Annotated in this window: 23 protein-coding genes and 1 pseudogene; 13 read left to right on the plus strand and 11 right to left on the minus strand. The window is 72.0% G+C overall.

Annotated elements, in window-relative coordinates; translation table 11 throughout:
• From AN218_RS37175 to AN218_RS28750, 5 genes and pseudogenes are all read left to right on the plus strand, one after another.
• A pseudogene (locus AN218_RS37175) lies at window positions 1-255 on the plus strand (ATP-binding protein); the annotation flags it as partial.
• On the plus strand, window positions 252-668 hold the full coding sequence (locus tag AN218_RS28735) for a roadblock/LC7 domain-containing protein (protein ID WP_070020021.1): 417 nt from the start codon (window positions 252-254) through the stop codon (window positions 666-668). The pseudogene AN218_RS37175 and the gene AN218_RS28735, both read left to right, overlap by 4 nt.
• Window positions 665-1,021, plus strand: a complete 357-nt coding sequence (locus AN218_RS28740; RefSeq protein WP_070020022.1) for a DUF742 domain-containing protein — start codon at window positions 665-667, stop codon at window positions 1,019-1,021. Before AN218_RS28735 ends, AN218_RS28740 begins: the two co-directional genes overlap by 4 nt.
• Window positions 1,002-1,613, plus strand: coding sequence for a GTP-binding protein (locus AN218_RS28745; RefSeq protein ID WP_070020023.1), 612 nt, complete (start codon window positions 1,002-1,004; stop codon window positions 1,611-1,613). Before AN218_RS28740 ends, AN218_RS28745 begins: the two co-directional genes overlap by 20 nt.
• 113 nt (window positions 1,614-1,726) lie before the next feature.
• Window positions 1,727-2,929, plus strand: coding sequence for a cytochrome P450 (locus tag AN218_RS28750; RefSeq protein ID WP_070020043.1), 1,203 nt, complete (start codon window positions 1,727-1,729; stop codon window positions 2,927-2,929).
• 9 nt (window positions 2,930-2,938) lie between these two features.
• Here AN218_RS28750 and AN218_RS28755 read toward each other — a convergent pair whose 3' ends face one another.
• Window positions 2,939-4,813: an AMP-dependent synthetase/ligase gene (locus AN218_RS28755; RefSeq protein ID WP_070020024.1), complete on the minus strand. Its 1,875-nt coding sequence runs from the start codon at window positions 4,811-4,813 to the stop codon at window positions 2,939-2,941.
• 190 nt (window positions 4,814-5,003) lie between these two features.
• On the opposite strand from AN218_RS28755, the gene AN218_RS28760 reads away from it, so the two are divergent.
• The gene (locus tag AN218_RS28760) at window positions 5,004-5,903 is read left to right on the plus strand and encodes a MerR family transcriptional regulator (protein ID WP_079132697.1); all 900 of its coding nucleotides are present in this window, start codon (window positions 5,004-5,006) and stop codon (window positions 5,901-5,903) included.
• 87 nt (window positions 5,904-5,990) lie between these two features.
• Here AN218_RS28760 and AN218_RS28765 read toward each other — a convergent pair whose 3' ends face one another.
• The 5 genes from AN218_RS28765 to AN218_RS28785 all read right to left on the minus strand — a co-directional run bounded on the left by AN218_RS28765 (window position 5,991) and on the right by AN218_RS28785 (window position 13,019).
• Window positions 5,991-8,171 (minus strand): 3-hydroxyacyl-CoA dehydrogenase NAD-binding domain-containing protein, encoded by a 2,181-nt coding sequence (locus AN218_RS28765; RefSeq protein ID WP_070020025.1) that lies wholly within the window; start codon window positions 8,169-8,171, stop codon window positions 5,991-5,993.
• Between the two features lie 134 nt (window positions 8,172-8,305).
• Entirely contained in the window at window positions 8,306-9,520 is a 1,215-nt protein-coding gene (locus AN218_RS28770) for an acetyl-CoA C-acetyltransferase (protein WP_070020026.1), read from the minus strand.
• Between the two features lie 60 nt (window positions 9,521-9,580).
• Window positions 9,581-10,723: an acyl-CoA dehydrogenase family protein gene (locus tag AN218_RS28775; RefSeq protein WP_070020027.1), complete on the minus strand. Its 1,143-nt coding sequence runs from the start codon at window positions 10,721-10,723 to the stop codon at window positions 9,581-9,583.
• A gap of 83 nt (window positions 10,724-10,806) precedes the next feature.
• A complete protein-coding gene (locus AN218_RS28780) occupies window positions 10,807-11,832 on the minus strand; it encodes an LLM class F420-dependent oxidoreductase (protein WP_070020028.1) in 1,026 nt (341 codons plus the stop codon).
• Window positions 11,829-13,019: a CaiB/BaiF CoA transferase family protein gene (locus AN218_RS28785; protein WP_079132698.1), complete on the minus strand. Its 1,191-nt coding sequence runs from the start codon at window positions 13,017-13,019 to the stop codon at window positions 11,829-11,831. Before AN218_RS28785 ends, AN218_RS28780 begins: the two co-directional genes overlap by 4 nt.
• A 370-nt stretch (window positions 13,020-13,389) precedes the next feature.
• Between AN218_RS28785 and AN218_RS28790 the strand changes: the two genes are divergently transcribed.
• The 4 genes from AN218_RS28790 (at window position 13,390) to AN218_RS28805 (ending at window position 17,808) form a co-directional block, all read left to right on the plus strand.
• Window positions 13,390-14,286, plus strand: a complete 897-nt coding sequence (locus AN218_RS28790; RefSeq protein ID WP_070020029.1) for an SIS domain-containing protein — start codon at window positions 13,390-13,392, stop codon at window positions 14,284-14,286.
• Between the two features lie 95 nt (window positions 14,287-14,381).
• Window positions 14,382-15,221, plus strand: coding sequence for a class II fructose-bisphosphate aldolase (locus tag AN218_RS28795; RefSeq protein WP_070020030.1), 840 nt, complete (start codon window positions 14,382-14,384; stop codon window positions 15,219-15,221).
• Window positions 15,218-16,024 carry a DeoR/GlpR family DNA-binding transcription regulator gene (locus tag AN218_RS28800; RefSeq protein WP_070020031.1) on the plus strand — a complete coding sequence of 269 codons (807 nt, stop codon included), beginning with the start codon at window positions 15,218-15,220 and terminating at the stop codon, window positions 16,022-16,024. The genes AN218_RS28795 and AN218_RS28800 overlap by 4 nt, the downstream gene beginning before the upstream one ends.
• Window positions 16,025-16,161: 137 nt before the next feature.
• A complete protein-coding gene (locus AN218_RS28805; RefSeq protein WP_420856030.1) occupies window positions 16,162-17,808 on the plus strand; it encodes a CoA transferase in 1,647 nt (548 codons plus the stop codon).
• A gap of 173 nt (window positions 17,809-17,981) precedes the next feature.
• On the opposite strand, the gene AN218_RS28810 is transcribed toward AN218_RS28805, so the two are convergent.
• From AN218_RS28810 to AN218_RS28820, 3 genes are all read right to left on the minus strand, one after another.
• A complete protein-coding gene (locus AN218_RS28810) occupies window positions 17,982-18,761 on the minus strand; it encodes a DUF1707 SHOCT-like domain-containing protein (RefSeq protein ID WP_070020032.1) in 780 nt (259 codons plus the stop codon).
• A gap of 124 nt (window positions 18,762-18,885) precedes the next feature.
• On the minus strand, window positions 18,886-19,392 hold the full coding sequence (locus tag AN218_RS38555; RefSeq protein ID WP_244900795.1) for a hypothetical protein: 507 nt from the start codon (window positions 19,390-19,392) through the stop codon (window positions 18,886-18,888).
• Between the two features lie 112 nt (window positions 19,393-19,504).
• Window positions 19,505-20,059, minus strand: a complete 555-nt coding sequence (locus tag AN218_RS28820; protein ID WP_070020033.1) for a glycoside hydrolase family 25 protein — start codon at window positions 20,057-20,059, stop codon at window positions 19,505-19,507.
• Between the two features lie 263 nt (window positions 20,060-20,322).
• Between AN218_RS28820 and AN218_RS28825 the strand changes: the two genes are divergently transcribed.
• The 3 genes from AN218_RS28825 (at window position 20,323) to AN218_RS28835 (ending at window position 22,546) form a co-directional block, all read left to right on the plus strand.
• Window positions 20,323-20,748: an OsmC family peroxiredoxin gene (locus AN218_RS28825; protein ID WP_070020034.1), complete on the plus strand. Its 426-nt coding sequence runs from the start codon at window positions 20,323-20,325 to the stop codon at window positions 20,746-20,748.
• 61 nt (window positions 20,749-20,809) lie between these two features.
• Window positions 20,810-21,688: an Fpg/Nei family DNA glycosylase gene (locus AN218_RS28830; protein WP_070020035.1), complete on the plus strand. Its 879-nt coding sequence runs from the start codon at window positions 20,810-20,812 to the stop codon at window positions 21,686-21,688.
• A 108-nt stretch (window positions 21,689-21,796) separates the two neighbouring features.
• The gene (locus AN218_RS28835; protein WP_244900796.1) at window positions 21,797-22,546 is read left to right on the plus strand and encodes a GAF and ANTAR domain-containing protein; all 750 of its coding nucleotides are present in this window, start codon (window positions 21,797-21,799) and stop codon (window positions 22,544-22,546) included.
• 86 nt (window positions 22,547-22,632) lie between these two features.
• Here the strand turns inward: AN218_RS28835 and AN218_RS28840 are convergent, their stop codons facing one another.
• Entirely contained in the window at window positions 22,633-22,863 is a 231-nt protein-coding gene (locus AN218_RS28840; protein WP_070020036.1) for a DUF4236 domain-containing protein, read from the minus strand.
• A 132-nt stretch (window positions 22,864-22,995) separates the two neighbouring features.
• Window positions 22,996-25,635, minus strand: coding sequence for an ATP-dependent Clp protease ATP-binding subunit (locus tag AN218_RS28845; protein WP_171908830.1), 2,640 nt, complete (start codon window positions 25,633-25,635; stop codon window positions 22,996-22,998).
• Window positions 25,636-25,740 lie beyond the last annotated feature (105 nt).

Consider the following 25,740-nt stretch of genomic DNA (forward strand, 5'->3'; position numbering starts at 1 on the left):
AGCGGCCTGCCCAAGCGGCGGCGCGGACAGACGCTCGCCGCCGCGCGGCAGCGCAGCGCGGCAGCCGAGTCCGGCAGGACGACCGAGCCGGCCAGGACGGCCGAGCAGTCGGGGTCGCGGTTCGGCGCCTTCCGCCGCGCCGTACAGGGCGGCTCGACCGCGCAGGAGTCCGCACAGGAGCAGAAACCCGACGACGACGCCTCATCCACGTCCCCCTCCCCCTCCTCTTCCCGCCCGGAGGACAACACCGAATGATCACCGACGGCAAGCTCGACTGGCTGCTGGAGAGTCTGCTGCGGCGGACACCGGGCGCACGGCACGCCCTGGTGCTCTCACGCGACGGACTGAAGCTGTGCAGCTCCTCCGAACTCGACCTGGACCAGGCCGACCAACTGGCCGCCATCTCCGCGGGCATCCAGAGCCTCTCCCACGGTGCGTCCGTGGAGTTCGGCAACGGCAGCGGAGGCGTGCGCCAGGCGATGGCCGAGTTCTACGGCGGCATCCTCTTCGTCGTGGAGGCGGGCGCGGGAGCCCATCTCGCGCTCGTGGCGTCCGAGGACTCGGACGTGGGCCTCATCGGACACAACATGAACGAACTCGTCGAGCAGCTCAGCGAGTACCTCACCACGCCGCCCAGGCAGCAGGACGAGACCAGAGACCCCGCATGAAACGGCCGGGCCGGGACGACGACCCGGACCGGCTGTACACCGTGACAGGTGGACGCAGCCGGTCCGGTACCGACGCCTTCGACCTGGTCACGCTGGTGGTCAGCGAGTCCGAGCCGACAGCCGGGATGCAGTCGGAACACGCCGCCATCCTGCGGATCTGCCGGTCGCCCACGGCAGTCGTCGAGATCGCCTCCGATCTCGGGCTGCCGGTGAGCATCGTGCGGATCCTCCTCGGCGACCTGCATGCCGCAGGCCGGATCACCGCCCGCCACCCGCGTACGGCCGCATCCGCGGATCGGCTCCCCGATCCAGAAATCCTGAAGCAGGTGCTCGTTGGACTCCGCAACCTCTGATCTGACCGCGCGCCCACCGCTGCGCAGCACCGCCGACAACGGCCTCAAGATCGTCGTCGTCGGCGGTTTCGGTGTCGGCAAGACCACGATGGTGCGCTCCGTCAGTGACATCCGTCCGCTCAACACCGAGGAGACGATGACGCGGGCGGGCGTGGGCGTCGACGACGCCGACGACGTCCCCACCAAGACGACGACCACGATCGCGTTCGACTTCGGGCGCATCAGCCTCGACGCCCGTACGGTGCTCTACCTCTTCGGAGCGCCGGGCCAGGAGCGGTTCTGGTTCCTGTGGGACCGGCTCTTCACCGGCACCCTCGGGGCGGTCGTGCTCGTCGACACCCGCAGACTCGTCGACTCCTGGTACGCGATCGACCGCCTCGAACACCACGGCATGCCCTTCATCGTGGCCCGCAACGACTTCGGCGGGCCGCAGTACTCGGCCGACGACGTGCGCGAGGCGCTCGACCTCCCCGAGACCGTCCCCCTCATCGACTGCGACGCCCGCTCCCGCGAGTCCAGCAAGGAAGTGCTCATCACCCTCGTCGACCACCTGTACGCCCTGTCCTCCTCCGCCCGGGAGCGCACTACGTGACAACGCCACACCCGCAGTCCGCCTCCGAGGACTCCCACGAGGAGGGTGGCGACTTCGCGGAGGGGACCGCACAACAGCCGCCGGGCGGCGCCCCGCACCCCGACGCCGTCGCCATGTTCGGGCCCCGCTTCACCACGGGGAACCGCGGCAGGCTCTACCGCGAACTGCGCGAGACACACGGCCCGGTGGCCCCCGTGACGCTCGTCGGCGACGTACCGGCGTGGCTGGTGCTGGGCTACCGGGAGCTGCACCAGATCACCGGCGATCCCGCGCTGTTCACGCGGGATTCGTCGGCCTGGAACATGTGGGACCGGATTCCGCACGACTGGCCGCTGATGCCGATGGTGGGCCGGCAGCCGTCGATCCTGTACGAGGTGGGGCCCCGGCACGAGCGCCGCTCGACGCTGGTGAGCGACGCGCTGCGCGAGGTCGACCCGTTCGAGCTGCACAGCCACTGCGAGCGGCACGCGGACGCGCTCATCGACGAGTTCTGCGGACGGGCGCGGGCCGACCTCGTCGAGCAGTACGCCATGAAGCTCCCCGCCCTGGTGCTCGCCCGCGTCTTCGGCTTCGGCGAGGAGGACGGCGCCGCGCTCGTCCCGAGCATCAACGCGATCGTCGGCGGCTCTGGCGAGGCGCTGGAGGGGCGGCAGCATCTCCAGCAGGCCATGGGCTCGCTGCTGCGCTCCCGTGCGATCGCCCCCGGCGGCGACGTCGCGACGCGGATGCAGACCCATCCCAACTCGGGCGAGTTCTCCTCGGAGGAGGTCCTCGAGGACATGATGGTGAACATCGTCCTGGGCCATCAGCCCACCGCCGACTGGATCAGCAACTCGCTGCGGCTGATGCTCACCGACGACCGGTTCGCCGCCTCGCTCGGCGGCGGACGGGCCAGCATCGGCGAGGCGATGAACGAGGTGCTGTGGGAGGAGACGCCCACCCAGAACGTCGCCGGGCGCTGGACGACGCGCGACACCCAGCTCGGCGGCCGGCACATCCAGGGCGGCGACCTGCTCGTACTGAGCTTCGCCGCGGCCAACGCCGATCCGCAGATCCGGCCCGACCAGCACTCCTTCACCGGCGGCAACAGCGCCTTCTTCTCCTTCGGGCACGGCTCGCACCGCTGCCCGTACCCGGCTCAGGAGATCGCCGAGGGCATCGCGCGTACGGGCATCGAGGTGCTGCTCGACCGGCTGCCGGACGTCGATCTGGACGTGGACGAGGAGGAGTTGCCCTGGCGGCCCTCCCCGTTCCTGCACGGTCTGGAGTCGCTGCCGGTGACGTTCACGCCGACCTCGGCGGTCGGCGGCGCGTGAGAACGGGCCTCACGGCGCGGGTGAGCGCCCGCCCTCGCCGTACAGCTCCTCGATGAAGTGCCCGTACTTCTCCCGTACGGCCCGGCGGCGGAGCTTCAGCGAGGGCGTCAACTCGCCCGTGAGCGGCCCCCATTCGTCGCCCAGGAGCCGGTAGCACTTGATCTGCTCGGTGCGGTTGAGGCGGGCGTTGGCGCGGGCGACGGCGCGGTCGGTCTCGGCCAGTACGGCGGGGTGGGCGGCCAGTTCGGCTGTGCCCACCCCGGAGGTGCCCGGCTCGGAACCGCCCGCCCCCAAGGGCCCGACGCCGTTCTCGGACGCCCAGCCGGGCGCCGTCTCCGGGTCCAGTACGAGCAGCGCGACCAGATAGGAGCGCCCGTCGCCGTGCACGAACGCCTGCCCCACGAGCGGGTGTTCCTTGAGCGTGTTCTCGACGAGCGCGGGCGAGACGTTCTTCCCCGTCGAGGTGACGATCATCTCCTTCTTGCGGTCGGTGAGCCATACGAAGCCGTCGTCGTCGACGTGTCCGACGTCGCCGGTGGCGAACCAGCCCTCGTCGTCCGTGGCGGGCCGCACCGAGCCGTCCGGGCTCAGATAGCCGTCGAAGACGGTCGCGCCGCGCACCTCCAGCTCGCCGTCCTCCGCCACCCGTACCTCGACGGTCTCCAGCGGGCGGCCGACGGAGCCCAGCCGGAAGGCGCCGGGGCTGTTGGCGGTGGCGGCGCCGACCGTCTCCGTCAGGCCCCAGGCGTCCATGATCGTGATGCCGAACCCCGCCCAGAACCGGACCACTTCGGGCGGCATCGGCGCCGACGCGCTGCCCGCCCAGACCAGCCGGTCGAAGCCCGCCATGGCGAGGATCGGCCGCAGCACCTCGTCGTTGACGCGCGCGTACGAAGCGGCCAGCGCCGCCGGCGGCTCCTCGCCCCGTTCGCGGTGCGCGACCCACTCGCGGGCGACGTCGCACGCCTCCTCGACGGCGCGGCGCCGCTCCTCGGGCAGCCGGGCGAGCGCGGCCCGTACGGCGGCCGTGAGCTTCTCCCAGACCCGCGGTACGCCGAAGAACTGCGCGGGGTGCAACTCCCGTGCCGTGGCCGCCACTTGGGCGGGATCGGGGCACAGCCGCACATGCGAGGCGCGGTAGACCGGCAGATAGATGCCGAGCATCCGCTCCGCGATATGGGCGAGCGGCAGATAGCTGATGTGCTCGACGTGGTCGGGCAGTCGGACGACGTCGTCGAGCGCGAGCCCGTTCAGTACGACGTGGCGGTGCGAGATGACGACGCCCTTCGGGTCACCCGTGGTGCCGGAGGTGTAGAGGACGGTCACGGGGTCGCCGGCGCGGGCCTCCCGCCAGGTGCGCTCGAAGGTCTCCGCGTCGTACGGGCGCGCGATCCCGGCGAAGGGCGTGTGCGGCACGTCCTCGGCGCCGTCCGGGTCCACCACGACGAGCTGCTCGACGAGCGGCCGCCACGTACGCGCCTCCTGCGCCCCCTCGACCACCGCGAGCCGGGCCCGGCTGTGCTCCACGATGTGCGCGATCTGGCCGGGGGCCGCCGTGCCGTAGACCGAGACCGGGACGGCGCGGAGATGGACGAGGGCGAGGTCGGTCAGCCAGTGCTCGGCGCGGTTGCCCATCATCATCAGGACGTGGTCGCCTGGGACGACGCCGAGCGCGGCGAGGCCCGCCGCGAGCCGCGCGACCTGCTCGCGCACCTCGGCCCAGGTCAGGGTCTGCCAGGGGGCCTCCGTGCCCTCTGTGCTCTCGGGGGCCTGCCGCCAGGAGACGGCGGGCAGTGCGCCGTGGTCCTCGGCGTTGCGCAACAGCAGGGCGGGGACGGTGAGTTCGGCGGGGTCGGCTGCGGGCAGCCGCAGGGTGGTGGTGATGGCGGGCCTCCGGAGCCGGGTAGGGCGGCAGACGGTGCGGCAGCCCGTACGCAGCGCCGCCGCGGACGCACATTACGTGCACGGAGGCGGGCGGTGTGGGCCTTTCCTCATACGCATCGCAGTACAAGAGGGGTGAGACAGCAATACTGTTGAACGCAGTTCGACGGACGGTGTCAGGGAGTACGCGTACATGGAGCAGCAGCAGCCGAACGACCGGGACGGCTCGGAGGGCCGCACCGCCGACGGCGGTACGGGCACCGCGGGCGGTTCGGGCATCCCGTACGGCAGGACGGAACCGGCCCCGGAGCGGGCACCGGAGCAGACGCAGGACCGGCCGCTCCGGTCCGTACCGGAGGGCCTTCTCGGCACGGACAACCTCACCGTCGACCAGCTCGCGGCGCGCGCCGGCGTCACCGTCCGTACGATCCGCTTCTACAGCACCCGCGGTCTGCTGCCGCCGCCCGCCATCGGCCCGCGCCGCATCGGCCGCTACGGTCCGGCGCACCTCTCCCGGCTGGCCCTGATCGAGGAGTTGCAGAACCAGGGCATGACGCTGTCGGCGATCGAGCGCTATCTGCGCCGCCTGCCGGAGGACACCGATCCGCACGATCTGGCCATCCACCGCGCCATGGTGGCCTCCTGGATGCCCGACACCGTCGACGAGGCGAGCGGCGAGGAGCTGGAGCGCCGGGTGGGCCGGGAGCTGACCGGCGACGACCTGGAGCGCCTGGAGGCGATGGGCGTCCTGGAGACCACGCAGGACCCGGAACGCTTCCTGGTCGACCCCGCGCTGCTGCACCTGGGCGTGCGGCTGCTGGACACCCCGCTGTCGCAGAAGACGATCGTGGCCGCGCGCGAGGCGATGCTGGAGCACGCGCGTTCGGCGGCCCGCGACCTCAGCCGTCTGTTCAAGGACGAGGTGTGGGCCCCGTACGCGGCCCGCGAGGCCGACCCGGAGGAGGTCGAGCGGATGAAGTCGCTGTCGGCGCACATGCAGCCGATGGTGGTGCAGGCGCTGATGACCGCCTTCCAGCGGTCGCTGAAGGAAGAGCTGCGGGGAGCGTTCCCGAAGGAGCGCCCCCCGCAGTAGCCCGGCGGCCGTGGCCCTGCCGCCTGCCGTGCCCGCGAGAGCGCGGGATCCGGACGGCAGGCCATGGGCCCGGGTCAGGGGCCCGGGTCAGTCCGTGAAGACCTCGCCCTTGGCGGCCTTCTCCGCGAGCAGCTCCGGCACCTCGAAGCGGTCGCCGTAGCGCTCCTTCAACTCGCGGGCGCGGGCGACGAATCCGGCCGTACCGCCCTCGTAGCCGTTGACGTACTGGATGACGCCGCCCGTCCACGGCGGGAAGCCGATGCCCATGATGGAGCCGATGTTGGCGTCGGCGACGGAGGTCAGCACGCCCTCCTCGAAGAGCCGGACGGTGTCCAGCGCCTCGGCGAAGAGCATCCGCTCCTTCATGTCCTCGAAGGGGATGCCGGGGTCGGCGTCCTTGGTGAAGTGCTCGCGCAGGCCCGGCCAGAGCTTGCCGCGCTTGCCGTCCTCGTCGTAGTCGTAGAAGCCGGCGCCGCCGCTGCGGCCCGTACGCCCGAACTCGTCGACCATCCTGTCGATGACCGCGTCGGCCGGGTGCGGCCGCCACTCGACGCCCTCGGCCTCCAGTCCGCGCCGGGTCTCCTCGCGGATCTTGCGGGGCAGGGTGAGCGTCAGCTCGTCCATGAGGGAGAGCACCTTGGCCGGGTATCCGGCCTGGGCGGCGGCCTGTTCGACGGTCGCGGGCTCGACGCCCTCGCCGACGAGCGCGACGCCCTCGTTGATGAAGTGCCCGATGACGCGGGAGGTGAAGAAGCCGCGGGAGTCGTTGACGACGATCGGGGTCTTCTTGATCTGCTGCACCAGGTCGAAGGCGCGCGCGAGCGCCTCCTCCCCCGTCGCACGCCCCTTGATGATCTCCACCAGCGGCATCTTGTCGACGGGCGAGAAGAAGTGCAGCCCGATGAAGTCGCCCTGGCGCTCGACGCCTTCGGCGAGGGTGGTGATGGGCAGCGTCGAGGTGTTGGAGCACAGCAGGGCGTCGGGCTCGACGACGTCCTGGATCTCCTGGAACACCTTGTGCTTGAGCGCCGGGTCCTCGAAGACGGCCTCGATGACGGCGTCGCAGCCCGCGGCGTCCTGCGGGTCCGCGGTCGGCGTGATGCGGGCGAGCAGTTCGTCGCGCTTGGCCTCGGTCGTACGGCCGCGCTTGAGCGCCTTCGCCAGCAGCCCCTCGGAGTAGGCCTTGCCCTTCTCGGCCGCCTCGGCCGAGACGTCCTTGAGGACGACGTCGATGCCGGCCTTCGCACACGAGTAGGCGATGCCGGCGCCCATCATGCCCGCGCCGAGGACGAGGACCTTGCGTACGGGGCGGGGCTCGACGCCCTGGGGGCGGCTCCGGCCGGCGTTGACGGCCTGCATGTCGAAGAAGAACGCCTGGATCATGTTCTTCGCGATCTGGCCGGTGACCAGCTCGACGAAGTAGCGCGCCTCGATGACCTGCGCCAGTTCGAAGTCGACCTGGGAGCCCTCGACGGCCGCGGCCAGGATGTTGTGCTGCGCGGGGTAGGGGGCGCCGGCGGTCTGCTTCCTCAAGTTGGCGGGGAACGCGGGCAGGTTGGCGGCGAACTTCGGGTTCGACGGGGTGCCGCCGGGGATCTTGTAGCCCTTCACGTCCCAGGGCTGCGCGGACTCCGGGTTGGCGTCGATGAAGGCGCGGGCCGCGGCGAGCATGGCCTCCTCGCTCTCCACGACCTCGTGGACGAGGCCCTTCTCCTTGGCCTTCGCCGGGAAGTACTGCTGGCCCTGGAGCAGGACGTTCAGCAGCGCGTCGGCGATGCCCAGCAGGCGGACCGTACGGGTCACGCCGCCGCCCGCCGGAAGCAGCCCGAGGGTCGCCTCGGGACAGCCGATCTTGGAGCCCTTCGCGTCGAGGGCGACACGGTGGTGGCAGGCGAGCGCGATCTCGAAGCCGCCGCCGAGCGCCGCCCCGTTGATGGCGGCGACGACCGGCTTGCCGAGGGTCTCGATGCGGCGCAGGTCGCGCTTGATCTGCATGCTGCCCTCGAAGACCTCCTCGGCGTCCTCGGGGCGGGCACGGATGAGGTCGTTGAGGTCGCCGCCGGCGAAGAAGGTCTTCTTGGCGGAGGTGACGACGACGCCGCGGACGTTGCCCGCCTCGTTCTCCCGCTCCAGGCGGTCGGCGACGACGCCGAGCGACTCCTTGAACGCGGCGTTCATGGTGTTGGCGGACTGGTCCGGGTCGTCCAGGACGAGGGTGACGACACCGGTCTCGTCCTGCTCCCAGCGGATGGTCGTGGACTCGGGCATGTGGGGTCTCTCTCCGAACGTGAAGCGGTGCGGGCGGGGGCGCTGGTGGCGATGCGGTGCTGCGGAGGCGTACGGACGGACGGTGCGGGCCGCGAGGCTGCGGGCCGCGGCGCCGTACCGCGTACGCCCGGGTGTCAGAGCCGTTCGACGACCGTGGCGCTGCCCATGCCGCCGCCGACGCACAGCGTGACGAGGCCGTAGCGCTGGTCGCGGCGTTCCAGTTCGTCGAGGACGGTGCCGAGCAGCATCGCGCCGGTCGCGCCCAGCGGGTGGCCCATGGCGATCGCGCCGCCGTTGACGTTGACCTTCTCCAGCGGCAGTTCCATGTCGCGGGCGAAGCGCAGCACGACCGCGGCGAACGCCTCGTTCATCTCCACCAGGTCCATGTCGGACGCCGTCAGCCCGGCCTTGGCGAGCGCCTTGCGGCACGCGGGCGCGGGCCCGGTGAGCATGATCGTCGGGTCGGCGCCGGAGACGGCGGCGGAGACGATGCGGGCGCGGGGCCGCAGCCCGTAGCGCTCGCCGGCCTCCGCGCTGCCGACGGCGACGAGGGCGCTGCCGTCGACGATGCCGGAGGAGTTGCCCGCGTGGTGCACATGGTCGATCTCCTCGACCCAGTGGTACTTCTGCAGGGCCACCGCGTCGAAGCCGCCCATCTCGCCGATGTCCTTGAAGGACGGCTTGAGTCCGGCGAGGGAGTCGGGGGTGGTGCCGGGGCGGATGTGCTCGTCGCGGTCGAGCACGGTCATGCCGTTGCGGTCGACGACGGGGACGACGGAGCGGTCGAAGCGCCCGTCCTTCCACGCCGCGGCCGCCAACTCCTGCGAGCGGGCGGCGTATTCGTCCACGTCACGGCGGGAGAATCCCTCGATGGTGGCGATGAGGTCGGCGCCGATGCCCTGCGGCACGAAGCCGGTCTCCAGGCTCGTCATCGGGTCCATGGCCCACGCGCCGCCGTCGGAGCCCATCGGCACGCGCGACATCGACTCGACGCCGCCCGCGAGGACGAAGTCCTCCCAGCCCGAACGGACCTTCATCGCGGCGAGGTTGACCGCTTCGAGCCCCGAGGCACAGAAGCGGTTCTCCTGGACTCCCGCGACGGTGTCGGGCAGTCCGGCCAGGATGGCAGCGGTCTTGGCGATGTCGGAGCCCTGGTCGCCCAGCGGGCTGACGACGCCGAGCACGATGTCGTCGATCGCGGCCGGGTCCAAGTCGGGGAAGCGGCGGCGCAGTTCGTGGACGAGGCCCACGACGAGGTCGATGGGCTTGGTGCCGTGCAGGGCGCCGTTGGCCTTGCCGCGGCCGCGCGGGGTGCGGACGGCGTCGTAGATATACGCTTCGGTGCTCACGGTCGGCAGCCTTTCGTGGCGTACGGGTCGGGCGGGTCGGAGACGTCGGAATCGGTGCGGTCAGTCGAGGATCGAGCGGCCGACGATCTCCTTCATGATCTCGGTCGTGCCGCCGTAGATGGTCTGGATGCGTCCGTCGGTGTAGGCGCGGGCGACCGGGAACTCGTTCATGTAGCCGTATCCGCCGTGCAGTTGGAGGCAGCGGTCGGTGAGGCGCTTCTGCAGTTCGGTCGACCACCACTTGGCCATCGAGGCGTGCGCTGCGTCCAGTTCGCCCTTGGCGTGCTCCTCGATGCAGCGGTCGAGGAAGGACCGGGTCACGGCGCACTCCGTGGCCAGCTCCGCGATCTCGAACCGTACGTGCTGCAACCGGGCCAGCGGACGGCCGAACGCCTCGCGCTCCTTCACATACCGCGTCGTCTGCTCCAGGATCGCCTCCGCGCCCGCGACGGCTCCCACGGCGATGGCCAGCCGCTCCTGCGCGAGGTTCGTCATCAGATGGATGAACGCCCCGTGCAGCTCTCCGAGCAGGTTCTCCTTCGGGACGTGTACGTCGTTGAAGAACAACTCGGCGGTGTCCTGCGACTTCTGGCCGATCTTGTCGAGGTTGCGGCCCCTCTCGAAGCCGGCCATGCCGCGTTCGACGACGAGCAGGCTGAGGCCCTTCGCGCCGCCCTCCGGCTTCGTACGGGCGACGACGATCACCAGGTCGGCGAGGATGCCGTTGGAGATGAAGGTCTTGGCGCCGTTGAGCACCCAGTGGTCGCCCGCGTCCTCCGCACTGGTGCGGATGCCCTGCAGATCGGAGCCCGCGCCCGGCTCGGTCATGGCGATGGCGGTGACGATCTCGCCGGAGCAGAAGCCGGGCAGCCAGCGCTGCTTCTGCTCGTCGGTGGCGAGGGAGGTCAGATACGGACCGATGATGTCGTTGTGCAGCCCGAGGGCGAGCCCGGCGACGCCCGCGCGGGAGAACTCCTCGGTGAGCACGGCCGCATAGCGGAAGTCGGCGGTGCCGCCGCCCCCGTACTCCTCGGGCACGTCGAGCCCGAGCAGGCCCTGGCGCCCGGCCGCGAGCCAGGCCTCGCGGGAGACGATGCCGTCCTTCTCCCACTGCTCGTAGTGGGGCTCGACCTCCTTGGCGAGGAAGGTGCGGACCGTCTGCCGGAAGGCTTCGTGGTCCTCGGTGAAGATCTGGCGCTTCATGTGGTCGGTGCTCCCCTTCGGGCCTCGCGTCCTGGGTTCTCGCCTCTTCTCCCGCCGGGCGCAGCGCCCGGCGGGCGGCCGCGTCAGAGCCAGCTCTTGACCTTCGCGATCAGGGCGGCCGGGTCGGGTCCGACGGGCGTCACGTTGAGCATCGTCACCCCGGCCTCGCGGAAGGCGTCGATGCGCTCGCGTACGTAGCCCTCGGGGCCGCAGAGGGAGACCAGTTCGCAGAACTCGGCGGGGACCGCCGCCTCGGCCTCGCGCTTCTTGCCCGCGAGGTAGAGGTCCTGCACCTTCTCGGCCGCCTCTTCGTAACCGTACGCCCGTGCCACGTCGTTGTAGAAGTTCTTGCCCTTGGCGCCCATGCCGCCGATGTACAGGGCGATCAGGGGCCGTACGTGCTCCCGTACGGCCGCCGCGTCGTCGCCGACGGCCAGCAGCGTGCCGGCGGAGATCTCCAGAGGGCCGCGTTCCGGGGAGCGCAGCGCGGTGCCCTCTTCGAGCGCCTTGCCCCACACCTGCTGCGCCTTCTCGGGGACGAAGAGATGCGGCAGCCAGCCGTCGGCGATCTCGGCGGTCATCCGGACGTTGGCCGGACCGAGGGAGGCGATGTAGAGCGGGATCTCCGGCCGCTGCGGGCGGTTGAGGAACTTCAGCGGCTTGCCGAGCTTGCCGCCCTTCTCGGCGGGCAGCGGCATGTCGGTGATGCCGTGGTGGTCGATGACCTCGCGGCGCCAGATCCGCCGGCACAGCTCGACGGTCTCGCGGGTACGGCCCAGCGGCTTGTCGTACGGCTTGCCGTGCCAGCCCTCGACGACCTGCGGACCGGAGGCGCCCAGGCCCAGCAGGGCGCGCCCCTCGGAGAGGGCGTCGAGCCCGGCGGCGGTCTGGGCGATGAGCGCGGGGGTGCGGGAGTAGACGTTGAGGATGCCGGCGCCGATGAGCATGCGTTCGGTGCGGGCCGCGATGTAGCCCATGACGGTGGGCGAGTCGAAGCCGTACGCCTCGGCGACCCAGACCGCGTCGAGGCCGGCGGCCTCCAGCTTCACAACCTCTTCGGCGGCGGTGCGGGGGTTGTCGGCGTACTGGAGGGGCGTGGCGATCTTCATGCGTCACTGTCCTTGGCGGGGTCGGAAGCGGAGTCAGAGGGGGTCTCGGGCCGTACGAGCGCGGGCAGTTCCCACTCACGCGCCACCTCGGCGGCGTCGGCCCCGGGCAGCGCGGGTGTGCGGGAGACGGCCGTCGGGGTCGCGGAGAAGCGGGGCGCGGGTGCGGGCTGGGTGATGCCGCCGTGCTCGACGAAGGTGCCGCGGGCGGCGAGATGAGGGTGGCGGGGCGCCTCGCGCAAGGAGAGCACGGGGGCGACGCAGGCGTCGGAGTCGCGGAAGACCTCGTCCCACTCGTCCCTCGTACGGGTCTTGAAGCGGTCGGCGACGGCGGCGGCCAACTCACCCCAGGCGTCCGGGTCGTCACGGGAGGGCAGCTCTTCGCCGTCCTTCCCGAGGCCGAGCAGACGCACGAACTCCCCGTAGAACTGCGGCTCCAGTGCGCCCACGGCCATGTGTCCGCCGTCGGCGGTCTCGTACGTGCCGTAGAAGGGGGCGGCGCCGTCGAGCAGATTGGTGCCCCGCCTGTCCTGCCAGAAGCCGGCGGCGAGCATGCCGTGGATCATGGCGGAGAGATGGCTGGTGCCGTCCACGATGGCGGCGTCGACGACCTGGCCCGTGCCGCCCGGGGTGCGGGCGTGCTGCAGCGCGGCGAGGACGCCGATCACTAGATAGAGGGAACCGCCGGCGTAGTCGCCGAGGAGGTTGGCGACGGCGTACGGAGGGCCCTCGGCGGGGCCGGTCATGCCGAGGGCGCCGGTCAGGGCGATGTAGTCGATGTCGTGTCCGGCGCGGGACGCGAGCGGGCCGTCCTGGCCCCAGCCGGTCATGCGGGCGTAGACGAGCGAGGGGTTGCGGGCGAGGCACGCGTCGGGTCCGACACCGAGGCGTTCGGCGACGCCGGGGCGGTTGCCCTCGATGAGGACGTCGGCGCGGGCGGCCATGTCGAGTACGGTCGCGACGCCCTCCGGGTCCTTCAAGTCCACGGTGACGGAACGCTTGTTGCGGTTCGTGACGTCGCTCGCGGGGTCGATCCCGAGGGCGGCGCCGCCGGGGCGGTCCACACGTACGACGTCCGCGCCCAGGTCGCCGAGCAGCATCCCCGCGAACGGCCCCGGGCCGATCCCTGCCAGCTCCACGACGCGTACGCCCTGGAGCGGGCCCTGTCGCCGGAGCGCCGCTGCTGTCATCCCGACCGTCCGTCCGCGCTTTGACACAAGTGATGTAACACCAGGGATGCTAAGGAGACGGCGGCCGTTCCACAAGCCCGGAACGCGGGTGCGGGTCCGGCTTGGTCCGTGGTGTGCGCCACAGGTGGGCGGTGGCACCAGGACGGTACCGGGGACGGTGCCGCGGACGGTGTCCGATGCGCCAACGCCTGGGTCAACAAAGGGTGTCGATGCTCACCTGTGCGAGCGATGGCGGCGTCGGTGCGCTTTGCGCAATACTGCTCGGAACACGGTGAGAACGAGCAGTTTCGCGCAACTTCCCTTCGGTGGTCCGGCCCTCGGCCGGGTTCCTCGTCGGTGCGGGGCGGCGCGCGGCGGAGGGGCGGGTCCGATGAGTGAAACCACGCACATGGAACGGGAGTTGGGCAGCCAGCCGGAGACATGGCGCGCAGCGGCACGGCTGGCCGGCGAGGCGCCGCTGCCGAGCGCCGGTGAGCGGGTGGCCGTCGTCGGCTGCGGCACGTCGTGGTTCATCGCGCAGGCGTACGCGGCCCTGCGCGAGGGCGCGGGCGCGGGTGTGACGGACGCCTTCGCCGCGTCCGAGGCACGGCTCGGCGAGGCCCGCGGATACGACCGGCTCGTGGCCGTCACCCGCTCCGGCACCACGACGGAGGTCCTCCGGCTGCTGGAGGAGGTGCGGGGCCGCATCCCGGCGGTCACGGTGATCGGCGATCCGGACACCCCGGCCACCGGCCTCTCCCCCGAGACGGTCGCGCTGCCCTTCGCCGACGAACGGTCCGTCGTGCAGACGAGGTTCGCAACGAGCGCGCTCGCCCTCTTCCGCGCCCACCTCGGCGAGGAGACCGAGGGCGCGGCGCGCGACGCCGAGGAGGCGCTTTCCGCCGGGATCCCGCAGGAGTGGGTGGAGGCCGAGCAGTTCACGTTCCTGGGCACGGACTGGAGCGTCGGGCTGGCACACGAGGCGGCGCTGAAGATGCGCGAGGCGTCACAGTCCTGGACGGAGTCCTATCCGGCCATGGAGTACCGGCACGGGCCCATATCCATCGCCGCCCCGGGCCGCGTGACATGGCTCTTCGGACCCGCGCCGGAGGGCCTGGACCGCGAAGTGACGCGTACGGGCGGGCTGTTCGTCCACCACGAGGGGCGTGACCCGATGGCGGAGCTGGTGCTGGTGCAGCGCGTCGCGCTGGCGCGGGCCCGTGCGCGCGGCCTCGATCCGGACGCGCCCCGCGCGCTGACCCGCTCGGTGATGCTGGACGAAAACTGACCGCTCACGACGCCCCGCCCGGCACGCCGGGCCCCCTCCCCTCCCTTTGCTCCTACATCCCTCTCCCCTGTCCGCTTCCTGACGGAGGTCGCAGCATGCCCCTTGTCTCCACCGCGTCCGTGGTCGGCCCGGCCCGGGCGGCGGGCGTCGGCGCGCCCGCCTTCAACGTGCTGCATCTGGAGACGGCGGAAGCCCTCGTCGCGGCGGCGGAGCGGGCGGCCGTCCCGCTGATCCTCCAGATCAGCGAGAACTGCGTGCGGTATCACGGCAGTCTGCTGCCGCTGCTGCGCGCCACCCTCGCCCTGGCCGAGGGCTCCGAGGCACGGATCTCCGTCCATCTGGACCACATCACCGATCCCGGGCTGCTGCGCGAAGGCGTACTGGCCGGTGCGCGCTCGGCGATGATCGACGCCTCCGCCCTCCCGTACGAGGAGAACGTGGCGGTCACCGCCGAGCTGACCGGCTGGTGCCACGGTCAAGGAGCCTTCGTCGAGGCCGAGTTGGGCGAGGTCGGCGGCAAGGGCGGGGTGCACGCCCCTGGTGCGCGTACGGACGCGGACGAGGCGCTGGCCTTCGTGGAGGCCACGGGAGTGGACGCCCTCGCGGTCGCCGTCGGCTCCTCGCACGCCATGCGGGAGCGCACCGCCGTCCTCGACAAGGAGTTGATCAGGACCCTGCGGCAGCGGCTTCCCGTGCCGCTGGTGCTGCACGGCTCCTCGGGAGTTCCGGACGAAGAGCTGCGAGCGGCCGTCGCCGCCGGCATGACGAAGATCAACATCTCCACCCATCTGGTGTCGGTCTTCACCGGCCAGGTGCGCCGCACCCTCGCGGAGGACCTCGCGCTCGTCGACTCCCGCAAGTATGTGGCGCCGGCCCGCGAGGCGGTCTCCCAGGAGGCGGAGCGGCTGCTGCGGCTGCTGGGAGCGGCGAGATGAAACGGCACGAGCGGATGAACGCGCTGCTGGAACTCCTGGGCGAGCGGGGGCGGCTGGAGGTGGAGGAGGCCGCGACGTCCCTGGAGGTCTCGGCGGCGACGATGCGGCGGGACATGGACGCGCTGGCCGAGCAGCAGTTGCTGCGGCGCACCCGGGGCGGCGCGGTGCTCAGCACCGTCGCCTACGACCTGCCGATCCGCTACAAGCGCGGGCATCACGCCGTGCAGAAGCACGCGGTCGCGGAGGCGGCGGCACAGATGGTGCGGCGCGGCGACGCGGTCGGGCTCAGCGGAGGCACCACGACGACGGAGATCGCCCGCGCTCTGGCCACCAGACCGGAGTTCGCGGAGGACGGACCGGGCGCCCATCTCACGATCGTCACCAACTCCCTGAACATCGCGAACGAGTTGGCGGTCCGCCCGCAGATCAAGATCGTGCTCACGGGCGGTGTGGCGCATGCACGGTCCTTCGAACTCACCGGCCCCTACAGCGAGATGGTGCTGCGGCAGCTCACGCTCGACGTGGCGTTCATCGGTGTGGAGGGGATCGACGCGCAGTGGGGCGGCACCGTCCACGACGAGGCGGAGGCGACGACGAACCGGCTCATGGCGCAGCGCGCGGAGCGCGCGGTGATGGTCGCGGACTCCGCGAAGCTGGGCGTGCGCCGCTTCGCACGCGTCGGCGGCGCGGACGTCTTCGACACGCTCATCACGGACGCGGGGATGGCCGGGTCCGCGCAACAGGAGTTCACCGGGCAGGGGCTGCGGGTGGTGGCCGCACCGGTGTCCGCCGCCGAGAGCTGAACGCCGCCGTGGACGGGGCGGGTAAGGGGCAGCGCACGAGGGCGGTCCCGCACGGCCCCGTACCGGTGCACCCCTGCGGGGCGACGCGGGTCCCGCACGGGTCCGGTACCGCCGGAGTTGAGGCGGCCAGTGCCAGAATGCCCTTCATGGAACGATCTTCAGCAGCGGAAGTCGGCACGGCCCACGGCGGCGCGGCGGACGAGACGGGCGGTGTCCCGCTGAACGGGGCTGCGTACGGCGCCCCGGCGCAGAACGGTACGGCGGCCGGTCCCGGTTCCGGTTCCTCCCTGCCGGGCGTCGCCTACGCCTGGGCGGCGCTCGGCGGCGACAGCACGCTGCTCGACCGTGTCTCCTGCACACCGCGCGCGGTGCTGCCCGCGCGGCTGCCCGTACGTGAACTGGCCCGCGCCTCGGTCGCGGTGTGCTCCCTGGCCGCCGCCGAGCTGGCGTCGCTGCGGTCCGCCGGTACGGATGACGGCACGCTCACGGCTCCCGCCGTACACGTGGACGACGGCGCGGTGGCCACGTCCTTCACGGGCGAGCGCCATCTGCGTACCGACGGGCGCGCGTCCGTCGCCTTCGCGCCGCTCTCCCGCTTCTGGCGCACGCGTCAGGGCTGGCTCCGTACCCACGCGAACTACCCGCACCACCGTGCCCGTTTGCTCTCCGCCCTCGGCCTGCCCGCCGACCGCGACGACGCGGCGCTGGCGGAGATCCTCCAGGCGGAGCTGGCGGGGCGCGACACCTTGCAGGTCGAGGAGGCGGTGCACTCGGCAGGGGGCGTGGCGGTGGCCGTCCGTACGCCCCAGGAGTGGGCGACCCATCCGCAGGGCGTCCAGGCCGCCCGCCGCCCGCTGCTCACCACCGCCCGCCTCGACCAGGCGGCCCCGCGACCGCTGCCCGAACAAGCGGGCCACGGCCCGCTCCACGGGCTGCGCGTGCTGGACCTGACGCGGGTCCTCGCCGGGCCCGTGGCCACGCGTACGCTCGCGCTGCTCGGTGCGGACGTGCTGCGCGTCGACTCCCCGCAGCTCCCCGAAGACACCGCCACCCACGCCGCCACGAGCGCCGGTAAGCGCTCCGCGTTCCTCGATCTCTCCTCGCGCGCGGGCCAGGCGGACTTCGAGGAGCTGCTGGCGGCGGCGGACGTCGTCGTCACCGGCTACCGGCCGGGGGCGCTGGACCGCTTCGGTCTCGCTCCCGAGTCGCTCGCCGACCGCCGGGCGGGAGTGATCGTGGGCCAGCTCAGCGCCTGGGGCGCCTACGGGCCCTGGCACCGCAGACGCGGTTTCGACAGCCTCGTACAGGCCGCGAGCGGTATCGCGCTGACCGAGGGGCAGCAGGACGAGTCCGGCGAGACCGCCCCCGGGGCGCTGCCCGCGCAGGCCCTCGACCACGGCACCGGCTATCTGCTCGCGGCGGCGCTGATGCGTGCGGTGACGGAGCAACGGCGCGGGCGGTGCGGCGCGCGGCTCGTACGGCTGGCGCTCGCGCAGACCGCCGACTGGCTGCTGCACGGCCTCACTTCACCCGCGCCCGGCGTCACTCCCGGCGCCGCCGCCGGCCGCTTCGCATGGACTCAGACGGACGCGGGCGGCGCGCACACCCCGGCCGATCCGGCCGACCCCGTCGATGCGGTGGACCCGTCGGCGTGGCTCGCCGAGACCGACAGCCCGCTGGGGCGGCTGCGGTACGCACTGCCGCCGGTCGCCTACGAGGGCTCCCCCGCCGACTGGTCGCGGCCGCCCGGTGTGCCGGGCGCCGATCCCGCCGCCTGGTGGTGACCCCGGCGGGACGCTCCCGCCGACCGCATCGCCGTACCGCCGTCAACAGCCCGGCCGGGCACGGCACTTGGCGGCCCCCAGCCACCGTCCGCTCCATCGCTCCCGCTACCGGACCCGTCCGTCCGATACGCCGCGGCCCCATCTCATCAGCGGCGTCGGCCGGATCAGCGGCGTCAGCGGTGACCGCCGTGCGGTCCGCCGTGTCCGCCGCGGGGCGGGCGGCGCCCGAGTCCGCGCTCTTCTCTGCGCTGCCGGCGCTCCAACTCGCGCCGTTCACGCCGTTCCATGCGCAGCGCGCGCTTCTCCTCGCGCGGAAGCTTCCGTACGACGCTGATGCCGCCCATCACCGAGAGGCCCGTGATCACGACGCGTGGGGCGTCGGGGTCGCCCAACCCGTCGGCGGAGGAGTCGAATCCGCCCATGATGCCGATGCCGCGGACCTCCACCCCGAGCCCCGGCGGCACGGTGACGCTGACGCCGCCCATCAGCGTGAAGCAGCGGATGACGACGTCCCGTCCCTCGAACCGGGCCTCGCGCAGGTCGAGTTCGCCGCCGCCCATGATGCCGACGCCGGTGAAGACGCGCGGCACCGTCCAGCCGCCCTTGCGTCCGAAGCCGCCCATGACCCCGAGTCCCCAGCGTGACGTGGCGGTGCCGCCGATCCGCTCCGCCCAGCGCCGCCCTTTGCGCAGCGAGGGGCCCGGCGCGTTCTGCTGCCCGCCGGTCTTCGCGAGCTGACCGGTCTTCCCGGCGGCGTCCCCCTCGCCGTGCTGCGGGAGATCACGGACGAGGGGCACCAACTCACCGCGTGTACGGGCCCGGTAGGCGCTGTCGAGCCGTTCCTGGAACTCGTCGAGATCGAGCCGCCCGTCGGCCAGCGCATCGCGCAGCACGTCGGCGATGCGCTCCCGCTCGGCGTCCGAAGCGCGCATCTCGGGCAGGTCGTCACTCATGTGGTCACCTTATTACGCGCTGTAGAACCCGTGGCGGCCTGCTTCACCGCACGCACCGCACCCTGGGAACGCACCGCACCCTCGCCAACGTACGGCGCCTGGCGAACGCACCGCGCCCGCCGGCTCACTGCACCGATGCGAGCAGCCACTCGGCGAGGGCGACCGCGGCGAACCCCAGCGCCAGGACGCCGGTGGCGACCCGGGTGCGGCCGCGGCGGCTGAGCACGATGGCGGTGCCGGAGAGGATCAGCGCGATCCCGTAGAAGCCCATGGTCAGCACGGAGGGCGCGCTGCCCAGCCGTACGACGAGCGTCACCGCGACGGCGACCATGACGACGCCGGAGACGATGATGCGAACGCGGCGTGCCTGCCGGGGAGTCAGCCCCGTCCGTTCGGCGGCGGTGTCCTCTTCCCCCGGTTCTTCCGCCGGTTCTTCCCCCGCTTCCTCCCCCGACGCGGGCTCCGCCTCGGACGCGGACCCGGCCGCGGCGCCCGCTGCGGCGCCGCCGTTCTCAGTCACGGACTCGCGTCCGGGCTCCCCCTGGTGCTCCGCCTCCCCGGTGGCCGATCCGTCGGAGCGTTCCCCGGCGGTCTCGTCGTCGGTCGGCGGGCTTATGTTCGTTTCCGGCATGACGGGAGGTTATCGGCACGGGGCACCGCCTGTCGCGCGCGGGTTGAGCCCCGGGCGGCCGGTCCCCCGGCGGCCCCGCCCGCGACCCGGCGACGGCCCGACTCCCCGCGCCCTAGGGCTCCTTGTGCGTCCACTTGCGCAGGTCCGCACGGCTGTCGAAGTTGGCGAGGTTCGTGTCGATGGGGTCGTTCGTGTACTGGTGGAAGCGCCAGGAGTGCTCGATTCCGGGCTTGCCGGGCTTGCCGTTGTAGTGCGCTATCCACAGGCCGTCCCCCGCGAACGACGTGGTGTCGTGGTTGAACCAGAAGTTGGTGTTGCAGTACAGCAGCACCCGGGTGTGCGGGCGTTCCTTCTGGACGTACTTGATCCAGGAGTCCTTCTCGGCGTTGGTGACTTCGGTGTCCTCCCAGTCCAGTACGAGCATGTCTCCCTTGACCAGGTTGATCTTCGACATGAAGTAGTCGGCCTGTGCCTTCATGCCGCCCGCGCGCCCGAAGTGGTAGAAGCCGGTGACCAGTTCGGCGTCCCGCGCGGTCTGGCGCTGGTCGACCCACTTCGGATTCGTGTACGACGTACCTTCCGTGATCTTGATGAAGACGAAGTCGAGACCTTTCGTGCTGTAGTCCGACGGTTGGTACGACGAGACATCCACGCCTTTGATCACCATGCACTCCTTCTGCGTCCGGCCGCGTTTCGCTCATCCGTTCCGATACCCGTAACGCGGCGCACCGTACCGCGAACAGGACGCTCTCGGGCGCCGTTCGGTCGCTCCGGGTCACGATGCGGGAGCGCGCAGCAGCGTGCACCGGCGCGTCACCCCGGCGGCTACCGCGCCCGGGGGCGCAGGATCGGTGCCGGGTGCGGCCGCGAGCCCACCCGGCACACTGGTAAGGGACGCAACGAATCCGGCTGAAGGAGCAGGAACAGCAAATGGCGACGACACGCAGTGCGCACACCGTGTGGAGCGGCGATCTGAAGCAGGGCTCGGGCGAGGTCACCTTCGACTCCTCCGGCATCGGCACCCAGCCCGTCACCTGGGCCTCGCGCGCCGAGGAGCCGGGCGGCCGTACGAGCCCGGAGGAGCTGATCGCCGCCGCGCACTCGAGCTGCTTCTCGATGGCGCTCTCCAACGGCCTGGGTTCCGCGGGCACCCCGCCGGCCCGGCTCAGCACTCAGGCGGAGGTGACGTTCCAGCCGGGCACCGGAATCACCGGCATCCACCTCACCGTCGAGGGCGAGGTGCCGGGCGCCGACGAGGCGGCCTTCACCGCCGCCGCGGAGGAGGCGAAGGCCAACTGCCCCGTCTCCCAGGCCCTTTCGGGCACCACCATCACCCTGACGGCGAAGCTGAGCTGAGCCTCGCCGGCCGCCGCCCTGCCGCGCAGGCGGGCCGCGGCCGCATGGAAGCGGAGGAGACATGCCGGAACTGCCGGAGGTCGAGGCGCTGCGCGACTTCCTCGCCGACCGCCTCACGGGGCGCACGGTCGAGCGCGTCACGCCGGTGGCCGTCAGCGTGCTCAAGACGTACGAGCCACAGCCGTCCGCGCTGGAGGGCCGGACCGTCACGGGTGTCGTCCGGCACGGCAAGTTCCTCGATCTGGCGGCCGGGGATCTCCATCTGGTCGTCCATCTCGCCCGGGCGGGCTGGCTGCGGTGGCGCGATTCCGTGCCGTCCGCTCCGGCCCGTCCGGGCAAGGGTCCGCTGGCGCTGCGGCTCACCTTGGCGACGTCCGAACAGGGCGGCGACGGCGGCGGGTTCGACCTGACCGAGGCCGGTACGCGCAAGCGCCTCGCGGTCTACTGCGTCCGCGATCCGTCCGAGGTGCCGGGCGTCGCGCGGCTGGGTCCGGATCCGCTCGCGGACGAGTTCACACGGGAGGTCTTCGCCGGGCTGCTGCGCGGCGAACGCCACCGGATCAAGGGGCTGCTGCGCGATCAGAGCGTGATCGCCGGTGTCGGCAACGCCTACTCGGACGAGATTCTGCACGCGGCCCGCCTCTCCCCGTTCAAGATCGCGGGCGAGCTCTCCGAGGAGGAGGTCTCCGGGCTCTACGAGGCGCTGCGCACCACGCTCCGCGACGCCGTGGAGCGCTCACGCGGACTGGCGGCGGGCGCGCTGAAGTCGGAGAAGAAGACGGGCCTGCGCGTGCACGGCCGTACGGGAGAGCCGTGCCCGGTGTGCGGCGACACCGTACGGGAGGTCTCGTTCAGCGACAGCTCTCTCCAGTACTGCCCGACGTGCCAGACGGGCGGGAAGCCGCTCGCGGACCGGCGGATGTCGCGGCTGCTGAAGTAGCCCGCGCCCGCCGCCGGCGCACCGCCTGGGGCCCCGACACCCGCACCGGGCATACTGGACCGCCCGGAGGGACGGCAGAGCGGGGACGGGCGGGAGGTGAGGGCACGGATGACCGGGAACGGTGAGGGGAAGGTGCCGGGGATGTCGGCCGACGAACTGGAGGATTTCGCGATCCGCCTGGCCGACATGGCCCGCGATCTTCTCGCCCAGGACTCGGTGCAGAAGACGCTGGACCGTGTCGTGGCGCATGCCGTGGACCTCGTCGACGGCTGCGACGCGGCCGGTGTGATGACGATCGAGAACGGACAGGTCCGCACGCTGGCCACGACCGACGCCGGAGTGCAGGCCTCGGACCGGATACAGGGAGAGCTGAGCGAGGGCCCGTGCTTCGACGCGGCCTGGAAGCCGAACCAGGTCTACCGCATCGGGGACATGACCGAGACCGTCGAGCGCTGGCCGCGCTACGCGCCCGAGGCGCGCCGCCTGGGCATCGGCAGCATGATGGGCTTCCTGCTCTACACCGAGGACGACAACCTCGGCGCCCTCGACCTCTACTCCCGCACCCCGAACGCCTTCACCGAACGCTCCGAGAACGTCGGCTGGTTGCTGGCCTCGCACGCCGCGGTCGCCTTCTCCAGCGCCCGTACGCATGCGCAGTTGCACACCGCCATGGAGACGCGGCACAACATCGGCGAGGCCATCGGCATCGTCATGGAGCGCTACAAGCTGGACGAGGACCAGGCGTTCGCGGTGCTGCGCAAGAGTTCACAGGACCGGAACGTCAAACTGCGCGAGATCGTGCGGACGGTCACGGAGACCGGGGAGATCCCGGGCGTGAAGCCCGGGTCCCGGTCCTGAACCGCCGCCGGATTCCCTGCCGTTCCGGCCTCTCGGTCCGCTCCGGTCCCCGTCCCGGTCTCCTCTCCGCCTTCCGCCTTCCGCGGTCACCGGCCGCCGCCGCGCCGGCTCGTGCTGCGCCTGCGGCTGGAGCGTGTGCTGGTGTGCCGGTAGCCGAACGGGCCGGGCAGATCCATGGACGTCGTACGCCGGCCGTCGGAGCCGAACGTACGGCGCGGGCCGTGGGCGCCGCCCGTGGTCACGGACCAGGACCTGCGGTTGATGTTCAGCCGGACGCCCGGAAGGATCCGGAAGCTCTTGCGGAACGTCAGCGCCATCGTCGCCTCCTCGAACTCGGGCCGCTGCGAGGGGCGTTGGCCTGCCGGCCTGCCGCCCTCTCCTCATCCGCCTGCCCGCTCGTCCGCCGATGACGCTCCCGGCTCCCCGGCCGGTCCCGCCGGAGGGCGGGATCACTCCGCGGTCGCGGAACCGTCCCCGTAGCCCGCGTCCACCGGCCCCTGCTCCGTGCGGAAGACCAGTTCGCCGCCGTCGACGTCGACCAGCAGCTTGGTGTGCGGCTTGAGTTCGCCGCCGAGCAGCATCCGGGAGAGCTGGTTGTCGACCTCGCGCTGGATGGTGCGGCGCAACGGCCGTGCCCCGTACTCCGGTTGGTAGCCGCGCTGGACGAGCCAGTCGACGGACGCCGGGGTGAACTCGATGGCCAGATCCTGCGCGTGGACCCGGTGCCTGGTCTCGTCCAGCAGCATGTCGGTGATCCGGCGGAGCTGTTCGTCGGAGAGCTGCCGGAAGATGACGATCTCGTCGATGCGGTTGAGGAACTCCGGCCTGAAGTGCTCGCGCAGCGGCCGCAGTACGCGCTCGCGGCGGGCGTCCTCCTCGTCCTGCTCGTCGCCGCTGCCGAAGCCGAGCGAGCCGCGGCCCGTGATGGCCTCCGAGCCCAGGTTGCTCGTCATGACGATGACCGTGTTGGTGAAGTCCACGGTGCGGCCCTGGGAGTCGGTGAGGCGTCCGTCGTCGAGCACCTGGAGCAGCATGTTGAAGACGTCGGCGTGCGCCTTCTCGATCTCGTCGAGGAGCAGCAGCGAGTACGGGTTGCGGCGCACGGTCTCCGTGAGCTGCCCGGCGTCCTCGTGCCCGACGTAGCCGGGCGGTGCGCCGACGAGCCGGCTGACGGTGTGCCGCTCCTGGTACTCGCTCATGTCCAGGCGCACCATGCGGTCGTCGGTGCCGAAGAGCGACTCCGCGAGGGCGCGGGCCAGTTCGGTCTTGCCGACGCCGGTGGGACCGAGGAAGAGGAAGCTGCCGATGGGCTTGGACGGGCTGGAGAGCCCGGCGCGCGAGCGCAGCACGGCGTCGGCGACGGCGGAGACCGCCTCGTCCTGCCCGATGACGCGTTCGCGCAGCCGCTCCTCCATGCCCAGCAGACGTTCCTTCTCCTCCTGGGTGAGGTTGCTGACGGGGATGCCGGTCTGCCGGGAGACGATGTCGGCGATGTCCTCGACGGTGACCTCCGCGATGCGGTGGCCGGGGTGCTGCTTGCGCTCGCCGCGGGCGATCTCCTGCTCGACCTCGGCGAGCCGGTCGCGCAGCTCCTTCGCGCGCTCGTAGTCCTCGGCGGCGACGGCCTGGTCCTTGTCGCGGTGGATCTGCTCCGCCTCGCGCTCCAGGGCGCGCATGTCGGTGCCGCGGGTCGCGTTGCGCAACCGTACGCGGGCACCGGCCTGGTCGAGCAGGTCGATGGCCTTGTCCGGCAGGAAGCGCCCCGTCAGATAGCGGTCGGACAGCTCGACGGCGGCGATGAGCGCGTCCCCGCTGTAGCGGACCTGGTGGTGCGCCTCGTACCGGTCGCGCAGTCCGCGCAGGATCTCCACCGCGTCGGGCACGCTCGGCTCGGGGACCAGTACGGGCTGGAAGCGCCGTGCGAGCGCCGCGTCCTTCTCGATGTGCCGGCGGTGCTCCTCCAGCGTCGTGGCGCCGATGACGTGCAGCTCGCCGCGGGAGAGCGGCGGCTTGAGCATGTTGCCGGCGTCCATCGAACCGCCCTCGGTGCCGCCTCCGCCGGCGCCGACGACCGTGTGCAACTCGTCGATGAAGACGATGAGTTCCTCGGAGTGCTCCCGGATCTCGTCGATGATCGCGCTCAGCCGCTCCTCGAAGTCGCCGCGGTAGCGGGTGCCCGCGACGACGCCGGAGACGTCGAGCTGGACGACGCGGCGGTTCAGCAGATTGTCCGGGACGTCGCCCTCGGTGATGCGCTGTGCCAGGCCCTCGACGATGGCCGTCTTGCCGACGCCCGCCTCACCGATGAGGACGGGGTTGTTCTTGCCGCGCCGGGCGAGGATCTCGATGGTCTGCTCGATCTCCTCGTCCCTGCCGATCACGGGGTCGATACGGCCGTCGCGGGCCATCTCCGTGAGGTCGGTGCCGTACTTGTCGAGGGTGGGGGTGCCGCTGCGGGGCGCGCCCTGCGGGCCGCCGCGTCCGGGAGGCGCCTCGGGGCCGGGGGCGCCCTGCCCGCCCGGGTGGCCCTGCGGGCCCTGGCCCTGGGGCGGGGCGCCGGGAAGCGGACCGGAGGCGGAACGGGGGTCGAAGCGGGCGGCGCCCAGGATCTGTCCGGCCGTGGAGTCGCGGTTGGCCGCGAGGGCGATGAGCACGTGCTCGCTGCCGATGTACGAGGCGCCACGGGTGCGGGCGATGTCGTGGGCGTCCAGCAGTGCGCGCTTGACGGCGGGGCTGACGGAGATCGACTTGCGCGGGGTGCCCTCGCCGACCTCCTGGTCGATGTTCGCGGCGAGCGCGTCGGCGTCCGCACCGGCGCGGGTGATCATCGTCCGGGTCGGTTCGGTGGTGAGCGCCGCACGCAGCAGGTGCTCGGTGTCCAGGTCGCTGCTGCCGTGCTGCGCCGCGTACGTGGCGGCCTCGGAGACGAGCTGCCGTGCGGGCTCGCTCATCAGGCGGAGGAAGTCGTAGTAGCGGGGATCCCGCTTGCCGCTGCCGCCGGGCGAGTCCGCGCCGCCCAGGAAGCGCGCGATGAACTCTCCGAACGGGTCCCTGCCGAAGTCGTCGGGACCCATGTACCCGCTGGTCATAGGTGTCCGTCCCGCTGACCCGACCTCGCCGGGCCACGCTGTGTCGGCTGCATCAAGCTTCCGGTGCGGAGTTCCCCTGTGCGGCCGTACGACACGTGGGCGGAG

This window comes from Streptomyces nanshensis, from assembly GCF_001751255.1.
Taxonomy (GTDB): domain Bacteria; phylum Actinomycetota; class Actinomycetes; order Streptomycetales; family Streptomycetaceae; genus Streptomyces; species Streptomyces nanshensis_A.